Here is a 23,622-nt window from a genome sequence, read left to right on the forward strand (position 1 = left end):
CACTTGGCTACTTAAGTCCGGTGGCTTATCGAAACTTAGCCCTTAAAAAAGTTGTTTGATTTAGTGTTGACATACCAAGATATCATAATACCCCCAGAACGAAAATTTTGTGCATCTTACTCGTTTTTCTCGTTTTGGGGTAACTCGTTATTGTTAGCTTGATGATGATGTGGCTGTACCCCTAAAACAATAAATGAAGCTGATACGGAACTATGTGAAACGCTTAAATATGCACTTATAAATAGTCTGAGACAACCAGTAGATAAAGCAATTGCTGAAATTTATAAAGATGATAAAGATGCACCAAGTAATCTTACTTGGGCTTCGTATGACACAGAAATACTCAAAATTAAGCAACTTTATGGAGTTGGTGGCGGATATGAGATAACTCTAAAAGTTCACCCTTATTATGATGCTCATAATAGTTATGGAATAGATGAGGTTGTTGTAGATACAAGGGGTGAGTTAATAAATTATAAGCACATAAAAACATATCCTTGAACTTCAACTAACGGATGCGGTCTTCATTAAGAAGGATCGCTTTTTTTATGGAACTAACGGGGCAGGATAGTTCCACAAGCACAGTGTATTCATACTGTACGGTAGGCAAGTTGTCAGAAAGTATTTTTGGTAATATTTCAATTGATATAATCATGCGCAAAGAAGACGGGGAAATTGTGGAGCTGGAGGGAGTTGAAATTTAATGGCATGGGGACTTTCGGAAAAAGGGTTTAACCGCCCTAATCAAGCAGACTTGAAAGAAGAAATTGATCAAAAACAAAAGGAACTGTTTGGTGAAGATGTGAACTTATCATATAAAAGCCCTAATGGTATCATCAGTGGTCTATTATCATGGATACTTGCAAAGGTATGGGAATTGGCAGAAAAGGTGTATCATAGCGGACATCCTTCGGAAGCAGTAGACAAAAACCTAGATTACTTGACTAGTTACTTTTTGACTTCAAGGAACCCGGAATTATATGCAGAGGGAACTGTTGATTTCACAGGAACTCCAAATTATACAGTTGTTGGTGGGACTAGATTCGAAACCGAAACAGGAGTAGATTATGCATTAAAAGAAGATGCGTTATTGAATTCATCTGGAATAGGTACGGGGTCAGTTGTAAGTCTTACAGCTGGTTTAATCGGCAACACATTACCTGGAACAATTACCGTACAAAGTGAACCGAGCTCAAACATTGAAACAGTAATAAACTCTGAAGCTATTACAGGCGGGAGAGAAAAAGAAACAGATATTGAATTAAGAAAAAGGTTGTTGGAAACAAACGGGATAAAAGGGTATGCAACACCTAACAGCATTGTTTCAGCCGTGCAAAACGTTTTAGGCGTAAGGGCTGCAAACATTCATAATAACAATACAAACGTAACAGTGAACGGAACACCGCCTAATAGTTATCAAGTGTATGTATTGGGTGGGAATGGTCAAGAAATCGCAGAAGCTATTTTTGACAAGGGTCCTGCGGGTATTGAGCCATACGGCACATCTTCCTTTCAAGTATTGGATATGAGTGGTGTTTCTCATAAAGTTTCCTATACACCAGCTAATACAGTTAATGTTTTTGCGAGCGTGAATTTAACAACTGATAACACATTTCAGAGTTCAAATATAACTGAGGTAAAAGATACAATTGTTCGATTTATCGGTGGTACAGTAGGCGATGGATCTATTTATACTGGCTTGAATATCGACAAATTAGGCACGATAGCTTTATTTTCTGCATTGGCAAATGATGAAGAAGGGAAACAAATGGAATTAGATAAAATGAGAGCTCACGTTAAAAGACTTAAGAATGAAAAAAAGAAATAGATAAAGTCTTGTCGTGTTCATCTAGTTTACCCTCTGCATGCAGAGTACCGATAAAAAGGGAAGCAAACAAAACATAGCCCCCAAATACACCATCCATGTAGTATTTGGGGGCTACTTGACGTTTACCTTTATAGCGAATTTACTTAAAATAAGGAACCTTTTTCAAAGCCACACAAACTGGAACGGCAACGATAATTCCTAATATATTTTGAACGAGATCTCCAGGTATCGAAGCTAAAGGTGCAATCCAATTACCGTATAGAATCCCTTCACCAATATAATAAACAGCTATCATAAATGGAATGGAAACGATTGTTGCTATTACATTGAAAGCAATGCTAGTACCGTTGCGACCCTTTGACCAAGCGATTTTACCAACTATATATCCTTGCAAACCACGCGCCACAATGGTGATAGGTGCCCACAATGTCCACCCTCCAACTATATCAAATAACCCCATTCCTATCGCACCAGCAAGAGCTGCTTTTTTAGGACCAAATAAAATAGATGCAATAAAAAGCATAGCTGTTCCTAGATGAACTAACCCTCCATTTGCGGCAATTGGCAGTTTAATATTCAAAAAGAAAGTAGATAGGAACACGAGTGCAATCAACATTGCGGTAATAATTAAATCCATAGTTTTTTGACTTGACCTTGAATAACTTTGTGTATGTTGCATATCTGTAAACCTTCCTAACTAGAATTTTCCTATGATTTTAGCAAAAGACTGGTGTCTATAAAAGTGTCAATTTATTAAAAAACTATGAGGTCAGTTGATAAAAAATACAGATATTATACGTATTGAAAAGAGAGAGGAGATGACTGTTTTTAGCTGATTTATGATAAGATAAATAAAGTTTAAAGTGGATAGGCCATATGGAGGTTATTATGAAAAAAGTTGCTGTACTACAGGATTTATCATCTTTTGGAAAATGTTCATTAACAGCTGCAATTCCGGTTCTTTCGGTCATGGGCGTGCAGGCATGCCCTTTACCAACGGCCATATTGACTGCGCAAACCGGATATCCAAGTTTTTTTTGTGAAGATTTTACATCCAAAATGAAATACTTCATAGAAGAATGGAGCAAGCTTAATGTAACCTTTGATGGAATCTATACCGGCTTCGTTACTGGTGAAGAGCAAATTAATAATATTTTCCATTTTTTAGATAAATTTTATACAAAAGAAACCATTTTACTTGTTGATCCAGTAATGGGGGATATAGGAGAAGTCTATAAACTTTTTACCGATGAATTACTGGTACTTATGAGAGAACTGGTGAAGCGTGCAGATGTCATTACACCAAATGTTACAGAGTGCTGTTTATTAACCGGATTGTCTTATGAAAAGCTACATAGCTATTCAAACGAAGAGGACTATATTAAAGCGATAGAAGAAGCAGGGAATATGTTGCAGCAAGAAACGGGAGCTCAGGTTATCATCACTGGAATGAATCCACCGTCAGCAGATTCAGAGAAGCAGTTTATCGGAAATATGTATTTGGACGGAAGTAGAACCTTTTATAGTGCGACGCAGTATAACGGTGAAAGCTATTCAGGTACTGGTGATTTATTTGCATCTGTGATTATGGGAAGCATGATGCGTGGAGAGAACCTAGAAAAATCCGTACAGCTCGCAGTGGCATTCCTGACAGAGGCTATCAATGATTCCTCCTTGGAGCAAATTCCTAAAGTAGAAGGAGTTAACTTCGAAAAATATTTACGAATGTTATTATGAATGCTTTAAAAAATGGAAAAAATAGAGTAACAAAAGCTCGGCTTTTTGACTAACCGAGCTTTTTGTATAAATCAAATAGTACTTATATTTTGCTGAATATTGTAAAAAATCACTTAAATAATAAGGAAACTTTCTATTTACCTCACAACAGCCAGTATTTATGTTCGTTAAAGTTTGAAAATATTTAACTTCCATAGACCTTTACAAAGATGAAGAAAAATTACTTGAAGAAAAAACAATATTATCTACAATCGAGGAATTAGAAGCTCTATTTCCTGATAAGGATAGATTAGAAATAATAAAGAAAATGCGTCAATTAGGTTGCTTAGAAAAATGCAAAAATTCCCTGGAGAGCAAAAACAAATAAAGTAGATAGACCACCCTGTAAAATTACATTAGAAAATGAGCCTAATATGGAATTAATGGGTAAGGCATTCACTAAGTTATATTTTGATTTATTAAAAAAGGGTAAACTTGACGATAAACCTTTTCTGGATGAGAAATCAAAATGAAAGAAAATAAGAAGCTACAAAAAAAAGTTATCCCAGAAGAAACGGTAGTATTTCTTAATAAACCAAATATTACACAAATGGCTAAAATGATTATCAATATTTACGATAGAAATCAACAGGAAATAAAAACAAAAAAAGCTAAGGATTAAACCTTAGCTCAATGAAGTGGAATAAAGAAAAAGAAAAGCTAGTGATAATAACAATATCTACAATAAAATTCCATTTTATTCAAGAAGCCACCAGTCATTTAAGATTGGTGGTTTTCTTCTTTTACATGAGCAATTATATCCTCGATTTCACAATGAAGTACATCACAGATTTCATTAAGAACTTTCATTGATACAAATTCATCTTTTCCTATCTTAGCCAATGTAGATGATGAAATTTTAGTTTGTTTCTGTAAATCAACCTTACTTATTTTACGTTTGTGTAGTGTAGCCATTAGGGGTGCATAGGTGAACATGTAACCCACTCCTTTAGGTTTATATTGAATATCTTTAGTTTAGTGTACCATAGCTTTTAAAAAAAATATAAAACTTTTTCGAATTGGTGTTGACACCCATATTTGGTAAATGGTATATTAGCTTTACAAAAACGAAGCAATAATTCGAGAAAACAGACATAAGATTCGATATAACAAAACAAAGGGAGCGGTTAAGGGATGACAAATCAGACAGTAGCAGTAGAAGGTAAAGAAATGGTAAGAGAATCTTTCGGAGTATTCACAAACTTGGGCATTGAACTTAACTTTAACCAAAATTCGGACAACCAAAAACAAGCACTAATTGAAGCGTTATATAAACTTGAAGGAATCTCTACTATTGAAATGAAAATTACATTAAACGATGGAACAGTCATTGAGCCTAACATAAACAATTGGAATCACAAATGCGAAAATATCTCAGTTTTCGATGAAGCAGATGACTACATGGATTACAGTTCAATGTTTTTATAAAACCTTGCGATCTCGTAACATTTAAAAGTAGGCGAAAAGATGAAAAGTTATGACACCATTCTAAACGAGTGGGGTTTTTATAATTTACAGAGAAAAAATAAACGCTTGCTTAAAATGAGAAAAAAATAAAACTACTAACGTAAGTTAGTAGCTAGATATAAGAGTATTAATAGTATTTTAAGGTCGAAAATTGATCACATAACTGCTCGCATTTTTGCTCACAAATCATCAAATATTCGTGTGACTCGGGCTATTATCAACTTTTATTTATGATTTTTTCTATCAGTAGTTGTAAATCATCCGGTCTATGAAACTCAATCGGCGAAACACCTTTATCGAATTCTATTGCATTGGATTCTATCATTAATACATACTTCCCATTAATCTTCCCTAAATGGATGCTATCGCCAAAATCGGCTAGTAGTCCTTTGATAGATGTACTGCCAAGCTTCATTCGCAGCTCGGCTTCAGGTGTATGCTCGACAATTTGGGCAGTGGCTTCGACGACTTGGTGCGTTTCAAGGCGTTCTTGAATTTCTCGCTTTTCACTCGTTTCCCAGATTTCCAGGTCCTGTTCGAATTTGTGCAGTTCGTCACTGTTTTCTTCGAATTGTGCTGATACATGTTCATGAACCATGTGGATGACCTGGTTTTTCATGATTTCAGGCATCGATTCTCCATATTCGACGAATTTCAAGAAGTCCTCAAAGTAGCGGGCATGTGAAGCCTGGTGGATTTTCAGTTCGCCTTCTTCAACCATTCCTTCTTCGGGCATGTAGGGGTATTGAATGGATTTCATATTTTTAGTGGTGATTGCCATTTCAACGTGCCTAATCAGGGTCCGTTCATCCGAAATGGAAGCAACTTTTGGCTCGAAATCACATTTTAATAAGAAAACGAATGGTTCATCGAGATAATTCGATAATTTAGCCGATGCGATTATGAAGACACCGCCACGGACGGCACTTGTATCAATATAAGACCGCGTGAATTGTTCATTTTCCTCTTGGAATTCTTCTTTCGTTTTAGCATATCGAACCCGGTTAAATACATTGTAATTAGGGTTGGAATCAAGTGCATGGCCTTCTTCGACAATGAAAGAACCGATTTTGGTCGGTATTTGTTCAGTTTTTGGATGACGGTCCACTTTTCGTTTGGAAATCTTCATCAATTCCCCATCCAAAAAATCCTTTAGTGGACTTTCTTCGTATTCTTCAGTATCAAGGGTTTGAAAATGTTTAAAACGTTTATCAGCCTGATCGCCTTTTCCTTCGACTTGGATTAAATAAAAAGACAGATAGGTAATAGTAAAATCCATGAATGTCACCTTCTTCAATTATTAAGCATAATTCCCGTACTTTTTTAAGACTTAATAAGTATAGAGATGTACGGTGATTCCGTCAAACTATTGGCGTGAATAATAGAATGATTTTGGTGCATTATTTCAAAATCATACTTATAGAAAAATAGGGATAATGTTAAAACTCCACAAGACCAAAATAAAGGATTACAGGAAATACTCCATAAACGGTTAATCTAATAGGTAAAATGAACTGCAAAATAAAAATATATTTTAAAGTAGTTTAGATTAACAGCCTTAATGTCGAAATAGTATATATGGGTAGATAAATTGGAGGGCAATTCAATCATGAAAAGTATATGGAGATACAGACAAAAGATAGATGCTATAGACTATATGCAATTTAAGGAACAAGTCGGTATAAATATCACTGAATTTCCGAGCGTATTGACTCAAGTGGACATGATTCATTTGACGATCGGGGATTTATGTTTTATTCGGTCTTTACAAGATGAAGTAAAAGAACATTTGAGCCAAATTATAGAAAATTTTTATAAAAATCTAAAAAATGAATCCTCTTTAATGAAAATCATTTCGGAAAATAGTTCTGTTGATAGGTTGAAAAAGACGCTTCATCGTCATATGTTCGAAATGTTCAGTGGTACAATTGATGATGCGTATATCAAACAGCGTTATGTCATCGCACAAGTACATGTGCGAATAGGACTGCAGCCAAAATGGTATATGAGTGCTTTTCAAGATTTACTGCAATCATTAATCATTCATGTAATTTCTAATATAAAGAATACTGAGCAATATCAGGATAACATTCTGGCTATCACCAAAATTTTCAATTTAGAGCAGCAAATCGTTTTAGAGGCATATGAGCTTGAAAATGAAAAGATGCGTATAAAAAACCAAGAAGAAAAAGAAACGATTAAACTGCAGGTGAATCATAATGCAGAAGAATTGGCAGCAATCAGTCAAGAGACAAGTTCAGCGACTCAATTAATGGCAAATAAGGTAGTCGAAATTCATGATTTCACTCAAAAGGGTTCGGACATTGCGATAGAGACAGAGGGAAAATCGAATGAAGGCGTTGAACTGTTACAAGGATTAGAGAAGAGATTGGCAAAAACACAGGAGCAAATGACGCTCATCTCAAAAGATATGGAACAGCTATCCAATACATCAAAGGAAATCGGACGAATTGTCACGATAATCACTTCAATTGCAGAACAAACGAATTTGTTGGCATTGAATGCAGCGATCGAAGCGGCAAGAGCGGGTGAAAATGGTAGAGGATTTGCGGTTGTAGCCGGTGAGGTAAGGAAGCTTTCGGAAAATACCAAAGAATCAATTTCGGAAGTAGTGAAACTCGTTAGTGGCATTGCTCATTTTACTAATGTTATGAATACATCTATTTCAATGGTTAGCGGGGAGATTACTAAAGGCACGGAACAAGGTAAAGAAACGAGCATATTTTTTACCGATATCGCAAAGGCCATGCTTTCAGTAAAAGAGCAGAATATTAAAATCACCAAGGAAATGACTGAAATGAATGTTATATTCGAGGAAATTAATGAAGCGTTCAATCAAGTGGCCGTTTCCTCGGATCAATTGACTCAATTAACGATGAACTTGTAGAAGTTCATAAGGTTTGTTAGAAGGAACATCTTAAAGTGGCTTATGTGATAGTATTTTATATTTTAATAAACAACTCGATAGAATATTTTGATAAAAAAACCTCAAAGCAATTATGGAATAAGGATTATCATTTCATTATTTAATCGGGTGTTTAATTAATCTCTTGAAAAAATATAGGTTTAATGTTATATTAATAAAGCGATGAGCTAATTTGTGTAAGCCGAAGAACTAGCTTTTAGCTAAACGTCGGGATGTGGCCTGACGGTTCTACGCCTCAAACGCATCAAAGACGCCTGCTGCGTGCAGGCGTCTTTTTCATTTTAGCGATTCTTTTCTTGCAGCTTGAACGTCATCCTTGAATTCCTCTTGAATTTCTTCTGTTATTCCCTTTGTTGCATCCTTGAACTCCCTAAGCGAGGTGCCAACTGCCCGTCCGATTTGCGGAAGCTTATTCGGTCCAAAAACAATTAAAGCTAAAATAAGAATTAAAATTAAACCAGGAAAACCAATGTTTGAAAACATTACTAGTCACTCCAATCAAATCTGATAGTTAATATTATAGACTCCTGACAAGTATTTGCAAATGTTATCTACTATTAATTGTAATGTTCAACATCATAAATTAGACTTCTGTTAGACAAGCATTTTAAATTTATTTTGTCCTATTTTATCTTGCACATTATATCTAAAAATCTTTCCTGCCTATCTTAGCCAATGCAATATATAAAATTAATATGTGAAGAGTGTCGCTTTTGGTTTTTTCCGTATAGGCCTGCAGCTTATTTCGCTCGTGTTACATGAAAAATTTTATTGCTTGGGAATGATTAAACTTGCAAGATTGAAGGTATTTAGGTATTATAACTATACAAGCTGCGTTGTTCGTAATGATAATTAAGTTTTAACCTTTAAGCTGTAATAGGGAGTTTTACATCGAAACAGGAATGTTATGCCTCGTCACTGACTTGGACAACAGGATTGTTTTTGCAAACACCCACTTTGAGGAGTGGTGGTTTAAAACTTTCTTACTTGAATACGGCAATGGCGGCTTATATTTTTAAAATTAGAAACCAGTTCCGATTTGGGGCTGGTTTTTTGTTGTTTTTACTAATGTTCAGAGTGTTGTAGATAGATACACGAATGGGTATTGTCAGAAAAATTAAAATGTAAGGACCCACGATTTATGAATAATATGTGAAAGTTTTTATTGAAATATCTGATAATTAGCTATTATAATAATAATTAGATAACTCGGTTCACTATTTATATAAAATTATGGTGTGTCGATATTTTTTTAATAATTACGTAAGCGCTATCATTTGGATGGAGTTACTGCAGTCACCTTAGGGAGGAGAAAATTTTATGGCTAGTATTAACACAACCGAGGTAATTAGCAACAGTAAATTTAACCGCTTTCATTTTGGGTTGCTGGCATGGTGTTTTATAATAATCCTTTTTGATGGCTATGACCTTGTCGTTTACGGAACGGTCGTCCCGGTATTGACGGAGGAGTGGAACCTAACTTCCGTGGAAGCGGGGGCTATGGGCAGCTATGGTCTATTTGGAATGATGTTCGGGGCGATCTTCTTTGGTACATTGGCAGATCGGATTGGCAGAAAAAATTAATAGCGATTTCGCTGATTTTATTTAGTTTATTTACACTTTTATGTGGATTTGCGAACACGCCTACCATGTTTTCGACTTTCCGATTTTTGGCGGGATTAGGGCTTGGGGGCATCATGCCGAACGTCATTGCCTTATTGACGGATTATGTACCGAAAACGATGCGGAGCATGGTCGTTTCGGTCGTTTTGTGCGGATATTCATTCGGAGGGATGCTTGCCCCGATACTGGGTATCTTGTTTATGCCGATCCTAGGTTGGGAGTCAATATTCTGGTTTGCGGGAATACCACTGTTATTTTTACCCTTCATGATGAAGCGTTTACCAGAGGCTTCTACGCATCTGATCAGAGTTGACAGAAAAGAAGAATTGATCAGGATATTATCCAAGGTAAGTCCTGAGAGCAATTTCGACATCAGGGACGAAATTGCAGAAGTGAAAAAAACTGATACGAATATGCCGATTGTTGGATTGTTTAAGGGGGCCCGTACTCTAAGCACCATGATGTTCTGGATCGCCTTTTTCATGTGTCTATTGATGGTATATGGATTGAATACATGGCTTCCCAAGCTAATGATCGAGGCAGGGTATGCGCTGAATTCAAGTTTAGGTTTCTTGATCGTTCTGCAGGGGGGAGCTATCATTGGCACGCTGATAATCGCTAAACTTTGTGATCGTTATGGATCCAAGAAAATGCTTGTGCCGATGTATGCGCTTGGGGCAGTCAGTTTGACGCTATTGGGAATGGGCGGAAGTTCCTTCATGATTTACACCTTGGTAGCGATTGCAGGTGCCTGTACCATTGGTGCCCAAAACCTTGTACAAGCCTATGTTTCACAATACTACCCACCAAATATTAGATCGACTGCATTAGGTGTTGCATCTGGAATCGGAAGGATCGGCGGTATGCTAGGACCTATACTCGGCGGATTTTTATTGTCCATCTCGCTGCCCATCCAATTGAATTTCATTGCCTTTGCCATTCCAGGTCTGATAGCAGCAGTTGCTTTATCATTCGTTCCAGTGAAAATGGCATATTACAAAAATGATCATTCGGAACCAAATGAAGAAATAGTGGTAGAATCCGATAAAATGAATGTTTTGTAAAAGTCAAATGCATGAAATGGAATGCATGGATACCCTCGCCGTCATTTCATGCTCATTCGTTTTTGAGGGCTTCTGTTGGAGGAGTCATGATTCCGGTATTTATACGTTTTAGTAACGATTTTGGTGGAATTGTTCGCCCTGACCTTAGAGGGAAAAGATCGAAAGGATAAAGTTTCTTAAATGTTCATAATTTCGCAATGCAATTCACTCCATTATATAAAGAATAAATGTTAGAATGATTGTACGGATAATTAATTCCTCCTTGAAGTGGAGCGAACTAGAAATTAATCTCATCTTTTGAGAGGAGTCATTACTTTGAAATTTTTAAAGCACATAATTTTTTGGTTATGCATTATAGGTACATTATTCTCTATGATATATTTCTTCATAGCGGAGATTCCGTTATATATTAAATTATTAGGCGCAGCTATCATCCTTTATCTTGGTTATGATCTAATAACCGAATCTAAGAAAAGAAAGCGTAAGGAAGCCTTAGATGCTTAATATTATAATCGTAAACGCCCTCTTTTGATAAGAGGGCGTTTTTTATGCAGGTGTCGGCAGTGTTGGGGGATAGCATCATTTCAGCAGTGGGAATTTGGTTCATAACGATAATTTCAGCAATATGACTGTAAGCAGGCAGGAAAAGAAATTGTTCTAACGTACCCTAATCGAAAGCAGCTAATAAGCTTGCTTTAAGGCATGAGATGAATTCTACAAATAGGCGATCTATTGCCTATAGGGTTGGGTGGGGAATTATTGAAGGGGAAAGGCTGGTAAAGCTACTTGGATATTAGTAAAACGGCCAAACACCTAGTGAAGGTTTTAGTGAGGAATTAAAGGGCTAAGGCCCTTTCATTTTTTTACTGTCTAGGTCCCCATATAATGACTGAAACCCCGACTAAACAGATTGCAGCTCCAATCCAATCATATAGATCAGGAGTTTTCTTATCGATGCCCCATCCCCATAAAACCGATAAAACAATGAAAACCCCGCCATATGCAGCGTATACCCGTCCAAAGGTAGGGAACGTTTGGAAAGTTGCTATGATACCGTATAATACCAGCCCAAACCCTCCGGCTAACCCTAGATAAATGGATTTACCCTCTCTTAACCAAAGCCAAATTAGGTAGCCACCACCAATTTCGGCTAGGCCTGCCATTAGGAATACTATTGTAGTAACTAACATTTATGTATACCTCTCTTTCTCGTTGAATTTTATCATACTTAGCAATGTTCTAAAGTGTAGACTTTTGAAGAAAAAGTGAATATGGACCGAAAGTTACATGGATCATCACCGTTAAAGCATGAAAATGATCCTTCTTTAATATGATATTGTTATGCATGATTGATCTATGAAGAATTGTAGCTTTCAATAGAATTTAAGCCATCATCATCTTTTAACTCTAACTTGGGTTGCAAGTCAGATACAAAGGGTACTATACCTAAAAGGAAATATAGTAATCTAGTTGAGGAGTTGCATCCATGAAATCCCGAACATTTGTATGCATGTTAGCCCTATTTCATTCATGTATTGTCGGCCTATCTTTCTTATTCACGAAAATGGCGATTGCAGAATCGAATCCGCTTGATACTTTGGCGTTCCGATTCATGGTTTCTTTCGCCATCATTTTATTCCTTGTCGCCTTTAAAGTCATTAAGTTGAACTATTCCTGGGAGTCGGCTAAAAATCTGGTTCCACTATCCTTGCTATTCCCCACTCTTTTCTTTACCTTTCAAACATTCGGACTTAAGTATTCGCAATCCACCGATGCTGGAATTCTGTCTGCCGTCACCCCAATTCTAACATTAATGATAGCTGGATATTTCCTTAAGGAGAAAACATCTTTATATCAAAAACTTTCGATTGTCTTGTCGGTAGTTGGGGTCATTTTTATTTTTGTGATGAAAGGGAGCACGATCAATTTTTCCGACATGCTTGGGATGGTGTTGATTCTGCTCTCCTGTATTGCTACTGCATGTTATACAACGATGACCCGTTCGCTTGCCAAGGACTATACACCAGGTGAAATGTCCTTTTTCATGATGGGAACAGGCTTTGTCATTTTTAACGTTGCCGCGCTCGTTACCCATTTAAAACAAGCAACAATGCCGGAATTCTTTACACCATGGTCAAGCATGGAATTCATCAGTTCCATTTTGTATTTGGGAATATTGGCTTCATTGGTCACTTCGTTATTATCCAATACGATTTTATCAAAAATCAAAGCATCTCAAATGAGTGTATTTGCAAATCTTTCCACGGTTGTCACGATTGCAGCGGGAGCTCTCATTCTTGATGAAAATATAACAATCTACGATATTATGGGGTCAGTACTAATCATTTTAGGTGTAATAGGGACGAATTATTTTGAAGGGGAGAAAGAGCATACGATAAAAGTGAATCTTGAATATAAAGAGGAACAAAGTGTGAAATGAATGAAAATGGTCCATCCTAATAGGAATGGACCATTCAGACTGTAGGCAAACTTGAACTGCCCGTAAATGTTAACCAAACTAGCATTTACGGGGTGTTTTTTTATGGCTTGTACAATTTGAATGTTGATTTCCACTCCAGGCACTTTCGCGGGCGGTCTCCCTAGACTCGCTTTTCTAAGCAGGAGTCCCGCAGAGCCGTTCTAATCAACTTTGTTACAAAACTTAGATAGAAATCATACCTGAAGAGTTGTAGGTATTGCTTTGAGTCAGTTGGTTCGGGAACATCATTTGATAAAAGATACGTTTTCCGAACCCCTTTTTTCTACAAACTGAATGGTCCATTTTCATTTCCACCATATTGTTTGCGGGAAATCTGCTGAACCGATCAATACTTGCTCGCCCAGTTGAGGTGTGCAGACTTGGACGGCAAGATCATTGGCAGCTTTTGTTACCCGTTCTATCGGATCTGTCCAATCATGAAAAGACAATGTGAACCCAGCCCAATGAATGGGAATCATCAGTTTTCCTTGTACATCGATGTGTGCTTGAACAGTTTCCTCAGGCATCATATGGATGGTTGACCAGCGCTCATCATATTGGCCGCATTCCATTAAAGTTAAATCAAAAGGACCGTATTTTTCGCCGATATCTTTAAAATGGCTACCATATCCACTATCACCGCTGAAAAATACCTTTTCACGTTTTCCATTAATTACCCAAGAACACCACAATGTCGTATTGCCATCGGTTAAACTCCTTCCAGAAAAATGCCTTGCAGGTGTACAAACAAATTTCAAATCCTTGAATGAAACTTCATCCCACCAATTATGTTCCTGGATCAGTTCTTGTTTAACGCCCCATCTTTCAAGGTGTCCACCGACACCCAGTGGAACAATGAACTGACCGACCTTATCTTTTATTTTCTTTATTGAGAAATAATCCAGATGATCGTAATGGTCATGTGAGAGCAGGACGGCATCGATAGGAGGCAGTGAATCTAAATCAACAGGCAATTCCCCGCTAAACCGCTTATTCCCAAACCAAGGAAACGGAGTGGGTGCTTTGCCAAACATCGGATCCACCAAAATGGTTTTCCCGTCTATCTCCAACATGAATGCAGAATGACCAAACCAGGTGACCTTATTGGAATCCACAGATACAGGTTCTTTTGTTCCAATTCCGATAGGATGGTCTGGCCTTCTTTTTGGATTGCCTTTTATGTAATCCCGTAAAATGGAACCGGTATGTTTAAAACTCATCGATTGACTAGCAGGGATCTGATTGTGGAATTTCCCATTGGCAAAATTCTCTTTAGTAGTGAAACTTCGCACTTTTTCTTTGTTTGTCCGCCTCCCCAGCGGAGGATAGAGGTTAAGGAAAAGTAACACTAGTATAATAGAAGAAATGATGATCTTTATAATTTTCAGCATGAATTATGTTCCTCCCATATTAATCAGACCTTTCGTTAACTTATCATATCACAGAATTTGTATGGTTATTTACTGCGATATCCCACAAGAAAAATGATATAGATTTACCCTCCTGAGAACAGGTGTTGCTGCTTGGTGAAATCGATGATTCATATAGTGGAAATTCCCTTTGGGAGGAGTGTTTTGAAAACTCATGACCAGTGTTTAAGTTTCACCCGCCCCAGGCAGGGAAAAGGGGTATATATAATGAATAATATAGAGAGCGGATATGGGATATAACAGCCGTATGAATGGTAGGGGGATAAAACGATTGTTAATGTTTTTCAGAGTCTTTGTATGGGTAGTATTTATTGCTTTATTAGCATATGTCATTCTTTCTTGGAAATATAAAGATAGGGTAAGTAAAAGGATTGAAGCGATTCGAAAAACCTGGTATGTCATTTTTATATTAGGAGCATTGATTTATTGGAATTTCTATCCGATGAGTATATTTAACGAATGGAAAAACTTCTTGATTATGGCTATTGTATTTATCCTGATAGATATGTTTGTGTTCTTGAGCATGTATATATCCAAAATTGGCGATAATGAATTGTCCTATGCAACAAAAGCCGTTGCGGAAAGTGACAAACTTTTAACGGATAATAGGGAAAAGGTCAAGAATATGTTTCATCTCCTTAAAAAAGAAGGAATTCCTGAGTATTATCAAACGAATAAGGAATACTTGGCTTATTTGAGCATTCTCCTTCAAGCTTATGCCGTAAAAGAAGGGATGAACGTGAAAATCCTTCCTTTCAAAACGGAACAGGACAAGCAATTGGTGATAAATGGGCATCCGAACTTGAATGGCAGTACCATTCGTGCTACATTGGAAAGAGAAGATACGTATTATAATGATGAAGAAAAAATGGCTCTGCAGCCAGTAAGTATATTGATGGAATCCTATATCCTTGACGTTAAATCAGAAAGCTTCGTTTCAGAAGTCGATTGTTTATTAATAGCATTATTAATCATGATGTTCGATATGGTCATAAAACAAAACCCGGGTGGTGAAGATAAATGAGCATTTATGATAAAGCCGGCAGTGAAGTGTCAGTTGCCGTAATCAAACCACAGGTGAAAATACCCGACGTAGGTTTGAGTCCCCATACTAAAAAGGTGATGAAACAAAACGAACGCATTATCCTAAAACAAAAAGAAAAAGCTGCACGCTTCAGCCGGTTAAAAAGTGTTTAATAAGAATCAAGGCAGAGGTTTTCCTTTGCCTTATGATATTTAATGGAAAGCCCGCATATACTATTCAAAACTAAAGGAATAGGAAGGGTCTTTCAGGATATGAACAAAAAACCCGAGAGAGTTAACATCCCGGCCCCCTCGGCTTCACCATCCGAGAAACGGATACATAAGGAAAATGCTGATCTTCTCAAGCTGTTGCAAAGGCTTAAAGCTAAACGTTGGATTTTTTTAAGGTAAAAGTCAAAGCCAGTCTCTAAGGAGAACTGGTTTTTTTATTTTTCAATCACAGCGGGTGAAAGTATTGAATATTCTTTCGACCTAACTCTTTAGCTGTATACATCGTACGATCAGCTTTTTTCAAAAGTGACTCCATTTCCGTACCATTATGAGGATAAAAGCTTATCCCTATGCTAACTGATACAAAATAATCATTTCCTTTAATGGGAATGGGCATTGTGGATAATTGGTTTAATATTAATTCTGCGTTTTGCTGTGTGCTTTTCATTAAATCCTCACAATGCGATGGATGTAATAATACAATGAATTCATCTCCACCTATACGTGCCACATGACTCCCGCGGGGGACGGTTTGCAAAAGACATTCAGCCGCTTTTTTTATAACGTCGTCTCCAGCATCATGACCAAAGGAATCATTGAAAAATTTAAAATGATCAAGATCGATGTAAAGAATGGCCATTTCATCGTTTGTTTTATCGTCATGAAAATCAAAATAATTATAAATGAAGTGCCTATTATAAAGACCTGACAAAGGATCTCTGATTATCCCATCTTCAAGAATGATGGTTTGACTAATCAAAGCTGCCAAAGATTTGATGAGTATCATATCATACTCCTTAAAATCATAAGGTTTAATGTCGAATGCACATAATGTACCAATGATTTCACCCTCATTTGTAAGGGGCGTTCCCATAAAACACCCATTCTCGATAAACTTCGTTACAGGGTGGCCACTAGTCAAATCATGTTTCTTTAAATTCGGGATTACGAGTGGTTCCAAGCCATTCTCAACAACTAATTTGCAATAAGCCATATTATAAGGAAGGATGTCACCTTCACAAATTAACTTAGCATTTCTATTGAAGGATTTGATCATAAAACTCTGTGTGGGATTCAATATCGAAAGAAAGAATGTATTGACATCAATGGTTTGGGCTAATAGTGCTAATACTTCTTTAGCCATAGAGTCAAAATTTTTATAATAATTGATATCTTGCTGAATCATTTTCAGGCTCCTCTTTTATCTTTAGTCTTTTTAGGTTTCCGGATGTTATTTCTCATATTGAACTAGAAAGACACAAAAGCGGAATCTGAATACCGTGACAGTTACCAGGATTTCCACTAAACTCAATTAAGGGGTTGGATTCGTTTTATTGATGGAATGTAATCGGTAAGCTGACCGTTTAATGGGCTGTTTCTATTTTTCTTAATTCAGTATGATTGTCAGTCAGTTAAAAATTGACCATTATTTTATTTTCTGCTTTTTTTAATATCATTAAATTTCTTTTGCCTGATCTCCAAATGGCTAATCGGCTATTCGTTTCTGTATGCCGGTATGGGCATCACTTAATAACCGATATTTTCCTTTAAGTCAATAATCAGTCTATCTAACCTGTATTATACTGTACGTGAAATGGCAAGAGTACCGTTTCAGGTACAAAATTAGTATCAATTATCATATTTACCTTGGCTCGCATGAGGTTAAAGCAGCTTGGCATTTCTGTTCCTTGTCATGATTTAAGAACCACATGAATTACCTAGATAAAACGAATGTATCTGGCTCATTTAAAAAAATGTTTTGGAGAGGATAAAAGGTAAGAATAAAGTACATACAGGATAATTCAAAAGGGGATCATTATGGGAAAATTAGAAAGTATATATCCTATTGCTATAGACAATACAAAGGAAAAAATAATCCAGGATATGGATTACTTTTTAGAGAATCAAGAGACGATGCCTTCGTTTGCAACATATATATCAGACAGGGTTTCTTTTATTGAGCAAATTTGGATCAATGTTTGGTTAAATAAAGCATCAAACGATGTGCCCAGGAAGGAAAAAAAGGTGTTTCTAAGCGAAAGGGGATTTGTAACAGAAGGTTCAGATCATAAGCTGATAAATAGCATGTTCCGGAACGAATTAAAGAAGTATCGTCCTTTTGATGCCTTATCGTGGATAAAAAAATCCTTTGCTGAAAATCCAGATGATTGGGAGAAGAGATATAAAAATGCAAGGGATAACTTCACTAAGCGACAAGAAGAACAGCGGCTGGCTAAGCAACGATGGAAAATACGCGTTAGACTTCAAGAAGAGGCCAATACTTTTTTTGAAAAAAGCTCACTGCTTTTATATTTACATGTCAGGAATTATATTGCTGGAAATTTGGCAGCGGATCTTAATAATAAGCCTAAATTTCAATATGTCGATCCATACTTGCTTGAAGAACGATTGGTTGAAGAGGGGGGATTTCAAGCAGCCGAATACCTTATGGTCTCTGATTTTTTTGAAGAGCTGACAGGCGATATTCACTCGTTACACGATTGGGGAAGGAACCATTTTGAGTATGAAAATTACTTCTACCGGTATGAAAGGCTAGTTTCGGATTTCATTCTGAAATTAGCCCCAGAAAAGTACTTGAACCAATTACCTGTTGCACTGCATCATGATTTTTTGGAGTCATATGGGGAAAGGCTGACGGTTGAAGACCTTCAAGGTATATTAAGGGATGAATTGGCTGATTTGTCTCAGGCCTGTTTTGATGAACTTCAGGAAGAATACCTTTCTGATTTACTGAGCCTTGAAGGAATTCCTTTTAATGAAACATTGCACGAACAAATATTTGAAAAGGACGAGGCGAACAGAGAAAGAAGAAAAGCTGAAGTATTGGCAGAGCAGGCAAAGAAGCTGGCTGAAGAGCAAAGGATGATTGATGACATTATCGGAAAGGCCTATACTCCATCATTAGGGAAAAAAGTTAGGTATGTTTTGCATATCGGAGAGACCAATACCGGGAAGACACATAAGGCCCTACAAAAAATGAAAGAAGCGGAAAGCGGTTTGTATCTGGCGCCCCTTAGACTACTAGCCCTCGAAGTGTTTGATAAATTAAATGCGGATGGTGTTCCTTGTTCATTAAAAACCGGTGAAGAAGAAAAGGCAGTTGCGGGTGCTAATCATGTTTCCAGCACAGTTGAAATGTTTCATGAAAAAGACTACCATGAAGTGATCGTTATAGATGAAGCCCAAATGATTGCCGATAAAGATCGAGGCTTTTCGTGGTTTAGGGCAATCACACAAGCAAATGCGAAAGAAGTACACATTATCGGAAGCAAGAATATCAAAATGATGCTTTTGAACCTACTGAATGAAGCAGATTTAGAACTCCACGAATACAGACGTGAAATACCGCTGGAGGTAGAACAAAAGGAATTTGGATTGAAGTATACCAAAAAAGGGGATGCGCTCATTTGTTTTTCAAGAAGGCACGTACTGGAAACCGCATCCCGTCTAAAAGAGAGTGGACATAATGTCAGCATGATATACGGCAGTATGCCACCTGAAAACAGAAAACGGCAAATAGAGTTATTCAATCGCGGTGAAACTTCAGTGGTGGTAGCCACAGATGCGATAGGAATGGGATTGAACTTGCCAATCCGACGCATCGTCTTTCTTGAAAATGAAAAATTCGACGGGACTCGAAGAAGAAGATTGACTTCTCAAGAAATCAAACAAATCGCAGGTCGAGCAGGGAGAAAAGGGATTTACGATACTGGCAAGGTGGCATTTACAGCAGAGATTAAAATCATGAATAAGTTGTTGGAACAAGTAGATGAGCCAGTTCAGACCTTCACTATTGCCCCAACCTCGGCTGTATTTGAACGTTTTCAAAAGTATTACAGGAATCTAGGAACATTTTTCGAAATGTGGGAGAGGTTCGAGCCTCCTAAAGGCACGAAAAAGGCATCACTATCGGAAGAAAGGGAGCTTTACGAGCTTATACGGGATACTGAAATTGAAGCGCGTTTTTCCTTAATGGATTTATATGGATTCTTGCATATCCCTTTTTCAGCGAAAGAACCAAGTCTGATCAAGCAGTGGCTGGAAACGGTCGAAGCGATTGCCGAGAGCAGTGAACTTCCTGAACCGATCATCAAGACTAAAAATCTGGAGGAACTGGAGCTTTCTTATAAAGCGATAGGCCTTCATCTATTATTTTTATATCGGATGGGTAAGAGGACTGAAACTGTTTACTGGGAGCGTATCCGTGAAGAAATCAGTGAGGGCGTTCATGATCAGTTAAAAGACGAAATGTTGAATTATCAAAAAAAATGCAAGCGCTGTGGAAAAAAGTTGCCGGATGACTCCCGTTTTCATATATGTGATGCTTGTTACCACAGAGGGCATAGGAAGTCACACAGATTCAACTAAACTGAAATTTTTCCAATATTGAGCAACCCGAATAAAGAACACCTTTGGTGTAGGTATTCGGGTTGTAATCTGTTGAATATATACTCAGTCATTCCGTTTCGCTTTAGCAATAAGTGATGCTTGCTGCTTCATACGTTTATCAGCTTTTTTATCATGCACCACTAAGATGGCATGAATTAAACCAGGTACGTAAAAAATTAGTGTGAGGATTAAATTAAACAAAGCCTGAATGGGTTTACCCGCTAATAATACGGCTAAGGGGGGAAAAGAATCGCGATTAAATATAGAATAATAAACACTCTCCAAAATTAAGATTTTCATCTGAACTTTACGACTTGACAATCTACAAGTAATACTAGCATTACTTGAAGTGTAAAGCTACCGTTCCATTTTCCTGATGATACCCTTGCTATTGCCTTGATAAATATATGCCCGGGTGTCCGCTTCATACCCAACCGGCATGCTGTCTTTAAAGATATATTTTTTGAGGGATTCTTTATCTTGGATTAAGCATGAGGTGGCTGGCTTAGGAAAAGGAAAATATCGTTTTTGCAGGTAGTGGGCAAAGTACGTCTTTTTGTATTAGAATAATCAGAAAACTGACTGAAAGCGGGAAATTCATGAGAAAAAAGATAGGCTGTTTGCATGCACACTATACAAATATTGAATATATAGAAAAAGCCTTCTCGAAATTTGATATTGAATGGCTTCATTTTGTAGATCCAGGCTTGATGCAAAGGGTGGCATCGGATGTAAAGTTTAAGTATTCGGATGCTCAAAAAATGGTTAAAGAACAAGTCGAATGGATTGCCGAATGTAAAGTGGATGCCATCCTGATAACCTGTACGAATTACATCGCCTTTTTAAACGAAGAACAACTCTCCTTACCCATGCCTATCATTAAAATCGATGAACCATATTTTGAACAAATTTGCCAATTGCGGCAACCGCAAGTCATATTATTCACGAACCCTGCTACTGTCGAAGGAACTGTCAAACGTTTAAATGCACATGCTGAAAAATATGAGGGTGTGGATTTTGAAGTAATCATCATCGACAATACGTTTGAATTCATTATGCAGGGATTGGGTGAAAAATATAACCAGGAAATCGTTAAGTTCCTGCACCACTTTAATAGTGGGGAAAGACCGCTGTCGGTGGCGCAATTATCAATGGTTGAAGCAGCTCAACGTTATGAGTTTCAGACAGGAAACACAGTTTTAAATCCATTGCATGCATTAGTTGATTCCATGATCGTTCAACTAGAACTAAGTTCATTGAGTGGTCTTTGAATCAAATGATTTCTGCTGCCGCATGAACGGAATGTTTTTTAATTTCAAAAAAATGTATTTGTATATAGAAGAAAGTAAAAAAATCCCTGTATGATCTGGTTAAATCCCAGTGCAGGGATTTTTTTTATTATTCCTTTGTGCGGATTTGTTCACGGATGTTTTCAAGTTCTTCAAGGGATAGAGCTGTCAGGGAATTTTTTATTTCTTCTTCGACCCGTTTTCGATCAAGCTCCCTATATGCGCTCCACCAATCCCGCAGCCCTTCGGTGTTTTCGAGAAGATACTCTATATCAATTTCTTCTTGCTCATCATCTGATAAATATCGCATGACTGCACCTAATAATCGATTGAGTTTGGCTAATTCACTTTCCTTATCAGGTGAAGCGGGGGTATCTTTCACTTCTAAATCAGCTTTAGCCGCATTTCGAGGTGTCATAATATCCTCCTGTTTTTAATACTAGTGTGCCTAAAAATGGCGGTTTTCAATATATGTCTTTGGTATTTTTATAAATTTCATCTTTAAAAAATTTCAACATATACCTCGCTAGAATATATAAATTATATCATCATCCTTAAATAGATTTAACAAAGTAATGGGTAGGTAAAGGGGAAGTAAAATAAAAGGAATAGCTTAGTGCTATTCCTTTCATAAAGCGGCTAATTTTATGCATTCTTCTGCGCATCTAAAGCATGCCTCAGCACATTTTTGACAATGTTCATGATCGTGATTTTTACATTCGTTCCCGCAGTTTTCACAGATCTTGGCACAAACTTCAGCCAACTCTGAAATAAACGGTGTACCTCTTCCTATCGCCTGTTCTAAATAAGAGCAAAAATCCGCACATTCCCGATCCAAGCGAATGCACTCCACCATCATGTTTACTTGATCTTCTTTTAAGCATGCGTCGTAACAATGATTACACGCAGTCATACAATCATTTAAAGTTTGGATAACAGATGAATAATTCTCATGTGACATGAACAAATCTCCTCCTAAATATGGTCTCTCCCTACTATTATCCTTTATACTATCCTTTAAACTTCTTTTAGGTTAAGGTGAATGGCTCTATAAAACTGACCGGACACGTGAAAGGCTTTAGGGAATTAATGGAAGGGGCAGTGCATAAATTTAAATGAAAGGAGTGGATATATGAAAATGTTTATTAAATTAAGTGTGGCCAGTGTCTCCGGAGCCGTCGTGTATTTGATATATAATGTCAACCAGACGCTGCGTAAAGGAATGGGAACGCTCGAAGAAACAAATAAGACACTGGAAGAGGTAAGAAATGCGGTACATGGATTGACGCAAGAGTCCAAACAATTGATCCACTCTGCCAATCAAATTACAGCGGATGTAAAAGGGAAGATGGAAAATGTCGATCCATTGCTAGAATCAGCTCAAGATGTTGGGGAAATGATTCATAATGTAACCAATTCCATGAAAGAAGCCAGTTTGGAAGGCCGCCCTAAGGATTTATCCACTCGAACTGAAGCTGAGGGGGTTCAAATAATAATCAAATAGTATCATCATTTATCACTAAAAAACAGGCACCCCGGGATTCACTAACCTATTTAAAGTAATCGTTTCTACTATTTAATATAGAGGGGGAGCTTTATCTTGATAATTCAATATAGTGTGGCTGCGATCGCTTTAGCCTTCATTTGGTTGGTCGTATTTTTAATTAGTACTCTTCAAAAGGGAATGGTCACGATAGGAGAAGCCAATCAAACATTGGTTGAGGTGAGAAATGCCATCCACGATTTGTCCGGCGAATCGAAACAATTATTGCAAACTGCAAATGAAATCACCGACGATGTAAAAACTAAAATAAAAACGGTTGAACCATTATTGGATTCTGCTCAAGATGTTGGTGAAGCGATACATTCAGTTACAGACTCTGTTAAAAAAGCCACTAACGGCTTCCGGACAGAGTTTTCCCAGAAAAAAATCAATGCTATCAAACCCAAAAGCCAATTTAAATAATAAGATCATAATAAAAGGCTCTTTTCGTAAAGATTGTTGTTTTTAAAACGAAACTATTTAAGGTTGATTGGAGCGGAAGTGCGAGACTC

The 23,622-nt window shown here is 37.2% G+C and carries 24 protein-coding genes, 1 other RNA gene and 1 pseudogene; 16 read left to right on the plus strand and 10 right to left on the minus strand.

Annotated elements, in window-relative coordinates:
* Positions 1–189 precede the first annotated feature (189 nt).
* Complete coding sequence (locus tag ACFX4L_RS22150; RefSeq protein WP_377386522.1) at positions 190–501, plus strand: DUF3888 domain-containing protein; 312 nt, start codon at positions 190–192, stop codon at positions 499–501.
* Positions 502–703: 202 nt separating this feature from the next.
* Positions 704–1,828, plus strand: a complete 1,125-nt coding sequence (locus ACFX4L_RS22155; RefSeq protein ID WP_377386513.1) for a baseplate J/gp47 family protein — start codon at positions 704–706, stop codon at positions 1,826–1,828.
* Positions 1,829–1,967: 139 nt separating this feature from the next.
* Here ACFX4L_RS22155 and ACFX4L_RS22160 read toward each other — a convergent pair whose 3' ends face one another.
* Positions 1,968–2,507 carry an ECF transporter S component gene (locus ACFX4L_RS22160; RefSeq protein ID WP_377406203.1) on the minus strand — a complete coding sequence of 180 codons (540 nt, stop codon included), beginning with the start codon at positions 2,505–2,507 and terminating at the stop codon, positions 1,968–1,970.
* A 209-nt stretch (positions 2,508–2,716) separates the two neighbouring features.
* On the opposite strand from ACFX4L_RS22160, the gene ACFX4L_RS22165 reads away from it, so the two are divergent.
* On the plus strand, positions 2,717–3,565 hold the full coding sequence (locus ACFX4L_RS22165) for a pyridoxamine kinase (RefSeq protein WP_053346497.1): 849 nt from the start codon (positions 2,717–2,719) through the stop codon (positions 3,563–3,565).
* A gap of 508 nt (positions 3,566–4,073) precedes the next feature.
* Complete coding sequence (locus tag ACFX4L_RS22170) at positions 4,074–4,226, plus strand: hypothetical protein (RefSeq protein ID WP_377386509.1); 153 nt, start codon at positions 4,074–4,076, stop codon at positions 4,224–4,226.
* 98 nt (positions 4,227–4,324) lie between these two features.
* Here the strand turns inward: ACFX4L_RS22170 and ACFX4L_RS22175 are convergent, their stop codons facing one another.
* Positions 4,325–4,540 (minus strand): helix-turn-helix domain-containing protein, encoded by a 216-nt coding sequence (locus tag ACFX4L_RS22175; RefSeq protein WP_252280903.1) that lies wholly within the window; start codon positions 4,538–4,540, stop codon positions 4,325–4,327.
* Between the two features lie 198 nt (positions 4,541–4,738).
* On the opposite strand from ACFX4L_RS22175, the gene ACFX4L_RS22180 reads away from it, so the two are divergent.
* The gene (locus ACFX4L_RS22180) at positions 4,739–5,032 is read left to right on the plus strand and encodes a hypothetical protein (RefSeq protein ID WP_264897171.1); all 294 of its coding nucleotides are present in this window, start codon (positions 4,739–4,741) and stop codon (positions 5,030–5,032) included.
* Positions 5,033–5,288: 256 nt separating this feature from the next.
* On the opposite strand, the gene ACFX4L_RS22185 is transcribed toward ACFX4L_RS22180, so the two are convergent.
* Complete coding sequence (locus tag ACFX4L_RS22185; protein WP_377406205.1) at positions 5,289–6,350, minus strand: DUF3900 domain-containing protein; 1,062 nt, start codon at positions 6,348–6,350, stop codon at positions 5,289–5,291.
* A gap of 330 nt (positions 6,351–6,680) precedes the next feature.
* Between ACFX4L_RS22185 and ACFX4L_RS22190 the strand changes: the two genes are divergently transcribed.
* Complete coding sequence (locus ACFX4L_RS22190) at positions 6,681–7,979, plus strand: protoglobin domain-containing protein (protein WP_377406207.1); 1,299 nt, start codon at positions 6,681–6,683, stop codon at positions 7,977–7,979.
* Positions 7,980–8,294: 315 nt separating this feature from the next.
* Here the strand turns inward: ACFX4L_RS22190 and tatA are convergent, their stop codons facing one another.
* On the minus strand, positions 8,295–8,501 hold the full coding sequence (gene tatA / locus ACFX4L_RS22195; protein WP_377386497.1) for a twin-arginine translocase TatA/TatE family subunit: 207 nt from the start codon (positions 8,499–8,501) through the stop codon (positions 8,295–8,297).
* A 342-nt stretch (positions 8,502–8,843) separates the two neighbouring features.
* Here tatA and ssrS point away from each other — a divergent pair.
* The 3 genes from ssrS (at position 8,844) to ACFX4L_RS22210 (ending at position 10,705) form a co-directional block, all read left to right on the plus strand.
* Positions 8,844–9,031, plus strand: a non-coding RNA gene (ssrS, locus tag ACFX4L_RS22200) — 6S RNA.
* A 307-nt stretch (positions 9,032–9,338) separates the two neighbouring features.
* Positions 9,339–9,602, plus strand: coding sequence for an MFS transporter (locus ACFX4L_RS22205; RefSeq protein ID WP_377386494.1), 264 nt, complete (start codon positions 9,339–9,341; stop codon positions 9,600–9,602).
* On the plus strand, positions 9,488–10,705 hold the full coding sequence (locus tag ACFX4L_RS22210; protein WP_377386491.1) for an MFS transporter: 1,218 nt from the start codon (positions 9,488–9,490) through the stop codon (positions 10,703–10,705). The genes ACFX4L_RS22205 and ACFX4L_RS22210 overlap by 115 nt, the downstream gene beginning before the upstream one ends.
* 863 nt (positions 10,706–11,568) lie before the next feature.
* Here ACFX4L_RS22210 and ACFX4L_RS22215 read toward each other — a convergent pair.
* Complete coding sequence (locus tag ACFX4L_RS22215) at positions 11,569–11,895, minus strand: YnfA family protein (RefSeq protein WP_061463139.1); 327 nt, start codon at positions 11,893–11,895, stop codon at positions 11,569–11,571.
* Positions 11,896–12,191: 296 nt separating this feature from the next.
* Here ACFX4L_RS22215 and ACFX4L_RS22220 point away from each other — a divergent pair, with 296 nt between their 5' ends.
* Positions 12,192–13,145, plus strand: coding sequence for a DMT family transporter (locus tag ACFX4L_RS22220; protein WP_377386485.1), 954 nt, complete (start codon positions 12,192–12,194; stop codon positions 13,143–13,145).
* A 344-nt stretch (positions 13,146–13,489) separates the two neighbouring features.
* Here ACFX4L_RS22220 and ACFX4L_RS22225 read toward each other — a convergent pair whose 3' ends face one another.
* A complete protein-coding gene (locus ACFX4L_RS22225) occupies positions 13,490–14,575 on the minus strand; it encodes an MBL fold metallo-hydrolase (RefSeq protein ID WP_377386482.1) in 1,086 nt (361 codons plus the stop codon).
* A gap of 316 nt (positions 14,576–14,891) precedes the next feature.
* On the opposite strand from ACFX4L_RS22225, the gene ACFX4L_RS22230 reads away from it, so the two are divergent.
* Together ACFX4L_RS22230 and ACFX4L_RS22235 are read left to right on the plus strand one after the other, a co-directional pair.
* Complete coding sequence (locus tag ACFX4L_RS22230) at positions 14,892–15,638, plus strand: type II toxin-antitoxin system SpoIISA family toxin (protein ID WP_377386519.1); 747 nt, start codon at positions 14,892–14,894, stop codon at positions 15,636–15,638.
* The gene (locus ACFX4L_RS22235) at positions 15,635–15,811 is read left to right on the plus strand and encodes a hypothetical protein (protein ID WP_155727305.1); all 177 of its coding nucleotides are present in this window, start codon (positions 15,635–15,637) and stop codon (positions 15,809–15,811) included. Before ACFX4L_RS22230 ends, ACFX4L_RS22235 begins: the two co-directional genes overlap by 4 nt.
* 283 nt (positions 15,812–16,094) lie before the next feature.
* On the opposite strand, the gene ACFX4L_RS22240 is transcribed toward ACFX4L_RS22235, so the two are convergent.
* Positions 16,095–17,054, minus strand: coding sequence for a sensor domain-containing diguanylate cyclase (locus tag ACFX4L_RS22240; protein WP_377406209.1), 960 nt, complete (start codon positions 17,052–17,054; stop codon positions 16,095–16,097).
* 632 nt (positions 17,055–17,686) lie between these two features.
* On the opposite strand from ACFX4L_RS22240, the gene ACFX4L_RS22245 reads away from it, so the two are divergent.
* Positions 17,687–20,257, plus strand: a complete 2,571-nt coding sequence (locus ACFX4L_RS22245; protein WP_377406211.1) for a DEAD/DEAH box helicase — start codon at positions 17,687–17,689, stop codon at positions 20,255–20,257.
* An 84-nt stretch (positions 20,258–20,341) separates the two neighbouring features.
* Here the strand turns inward: ACFX4L_RS22245 and ACFX4L_RS22250 are convergent.
* Positions 20,342–20,547 (minus strand): annotated as a pseudogene (locus ACFX4L_RS22250) (YqaE/Pmp3 family membrane protein).
* A gap of 330 nt (positions 20,548–20,877) precedes the next feature.
* On the opposite strand from ACFX4L_RS22250, the gene ACFX4L_RS22255 reads away from it, so the two are divergent.
* Positions 20,878–21,549 (plus strand): hypothetical protein, encoded by a 672-nt coding sequence (locus tag ACFX4L_RS22255; RefSeq protein WP_377406213.1) that lies wholly within the window; start codon positions 20,878–20,880, stop codon positions 21,547–21,549.
* Between the two features lie 127 nt (positions 21,550–21,676).
* Here ACFX4L_RS22255 and ACFX4L_RS22260 read toward each other — a convergent pair whose 3' ends face one another.
* Together ACFX4L_RS22260 and ACFX4L_RS22265 are read right to left on the minus strand one after the other, a co-directional pair.
* Positions 21,677–21,985, minus strand: a complete 309-nt coding sequence (locus tag ACFX4L_RS22260; RefSeq protein WP_377386470.1) for a hypothetical protein — start codon at positions 21,983–21,985, stop codon at positions 21,677–21,679.
* Between the two features lie 210 nt (positions 21,986–22,195).
* On the minus strand, positions 22,196–22,528 hold the full coding sequence (locus ACFX4L_RS22265) for a four-helix bundle copper-binding protein (RefSeq protein WP_061463148.1): 333 nt from the start codon (positions 22,526–22,528) through the stop codon (positions 22,196–22,198).
* Positions 22,529–22,699: 171 nt separating this feature from the next.
* Here ACFX4L_RS22265 and ACFX4L_RS22270 point away from each other — a divergent pair, with 171 nt between their 5' ends.
* Positions 22,700–23,071, plus strand: a complete 372-nt coding sequence (locus ACFX4L_RS22270) for a DUF948 domain-containing protein (protein ID WP_061463149.1) — start codon at positions 22,700–22,702, stop codon at positions 23,069–23,071.
* A 96-nt stretch (positions 23,072–23,167) separates the two neighbouring features.
* Positions 23,168–23,533 carry a DUF948 domain-containing protein gene (locus ACFX4L_RS22275; protein ID WP_377406215.1) on the plus strand — a complete coding sequence of 122 codons (366 nt, stop codon included), beginning with the start codon at positions 23,168–23,170 and terminating at the stop codon, positions 23,531–23,533.
* The last annotated feature ends 89 nt before the right edge of the window (positions 23,534–23,622 follow it).

Origin of the sequence: Peribacillus sp. YIM B13482 (assembly GCF_042787975.1) — a bacterium.
GTDB classification, from domain to species: Bacteria; Bacillota; Bacilli; order Bacillales; family DSM-1321; genus Peribacillus; species Peribacillus simplex_A.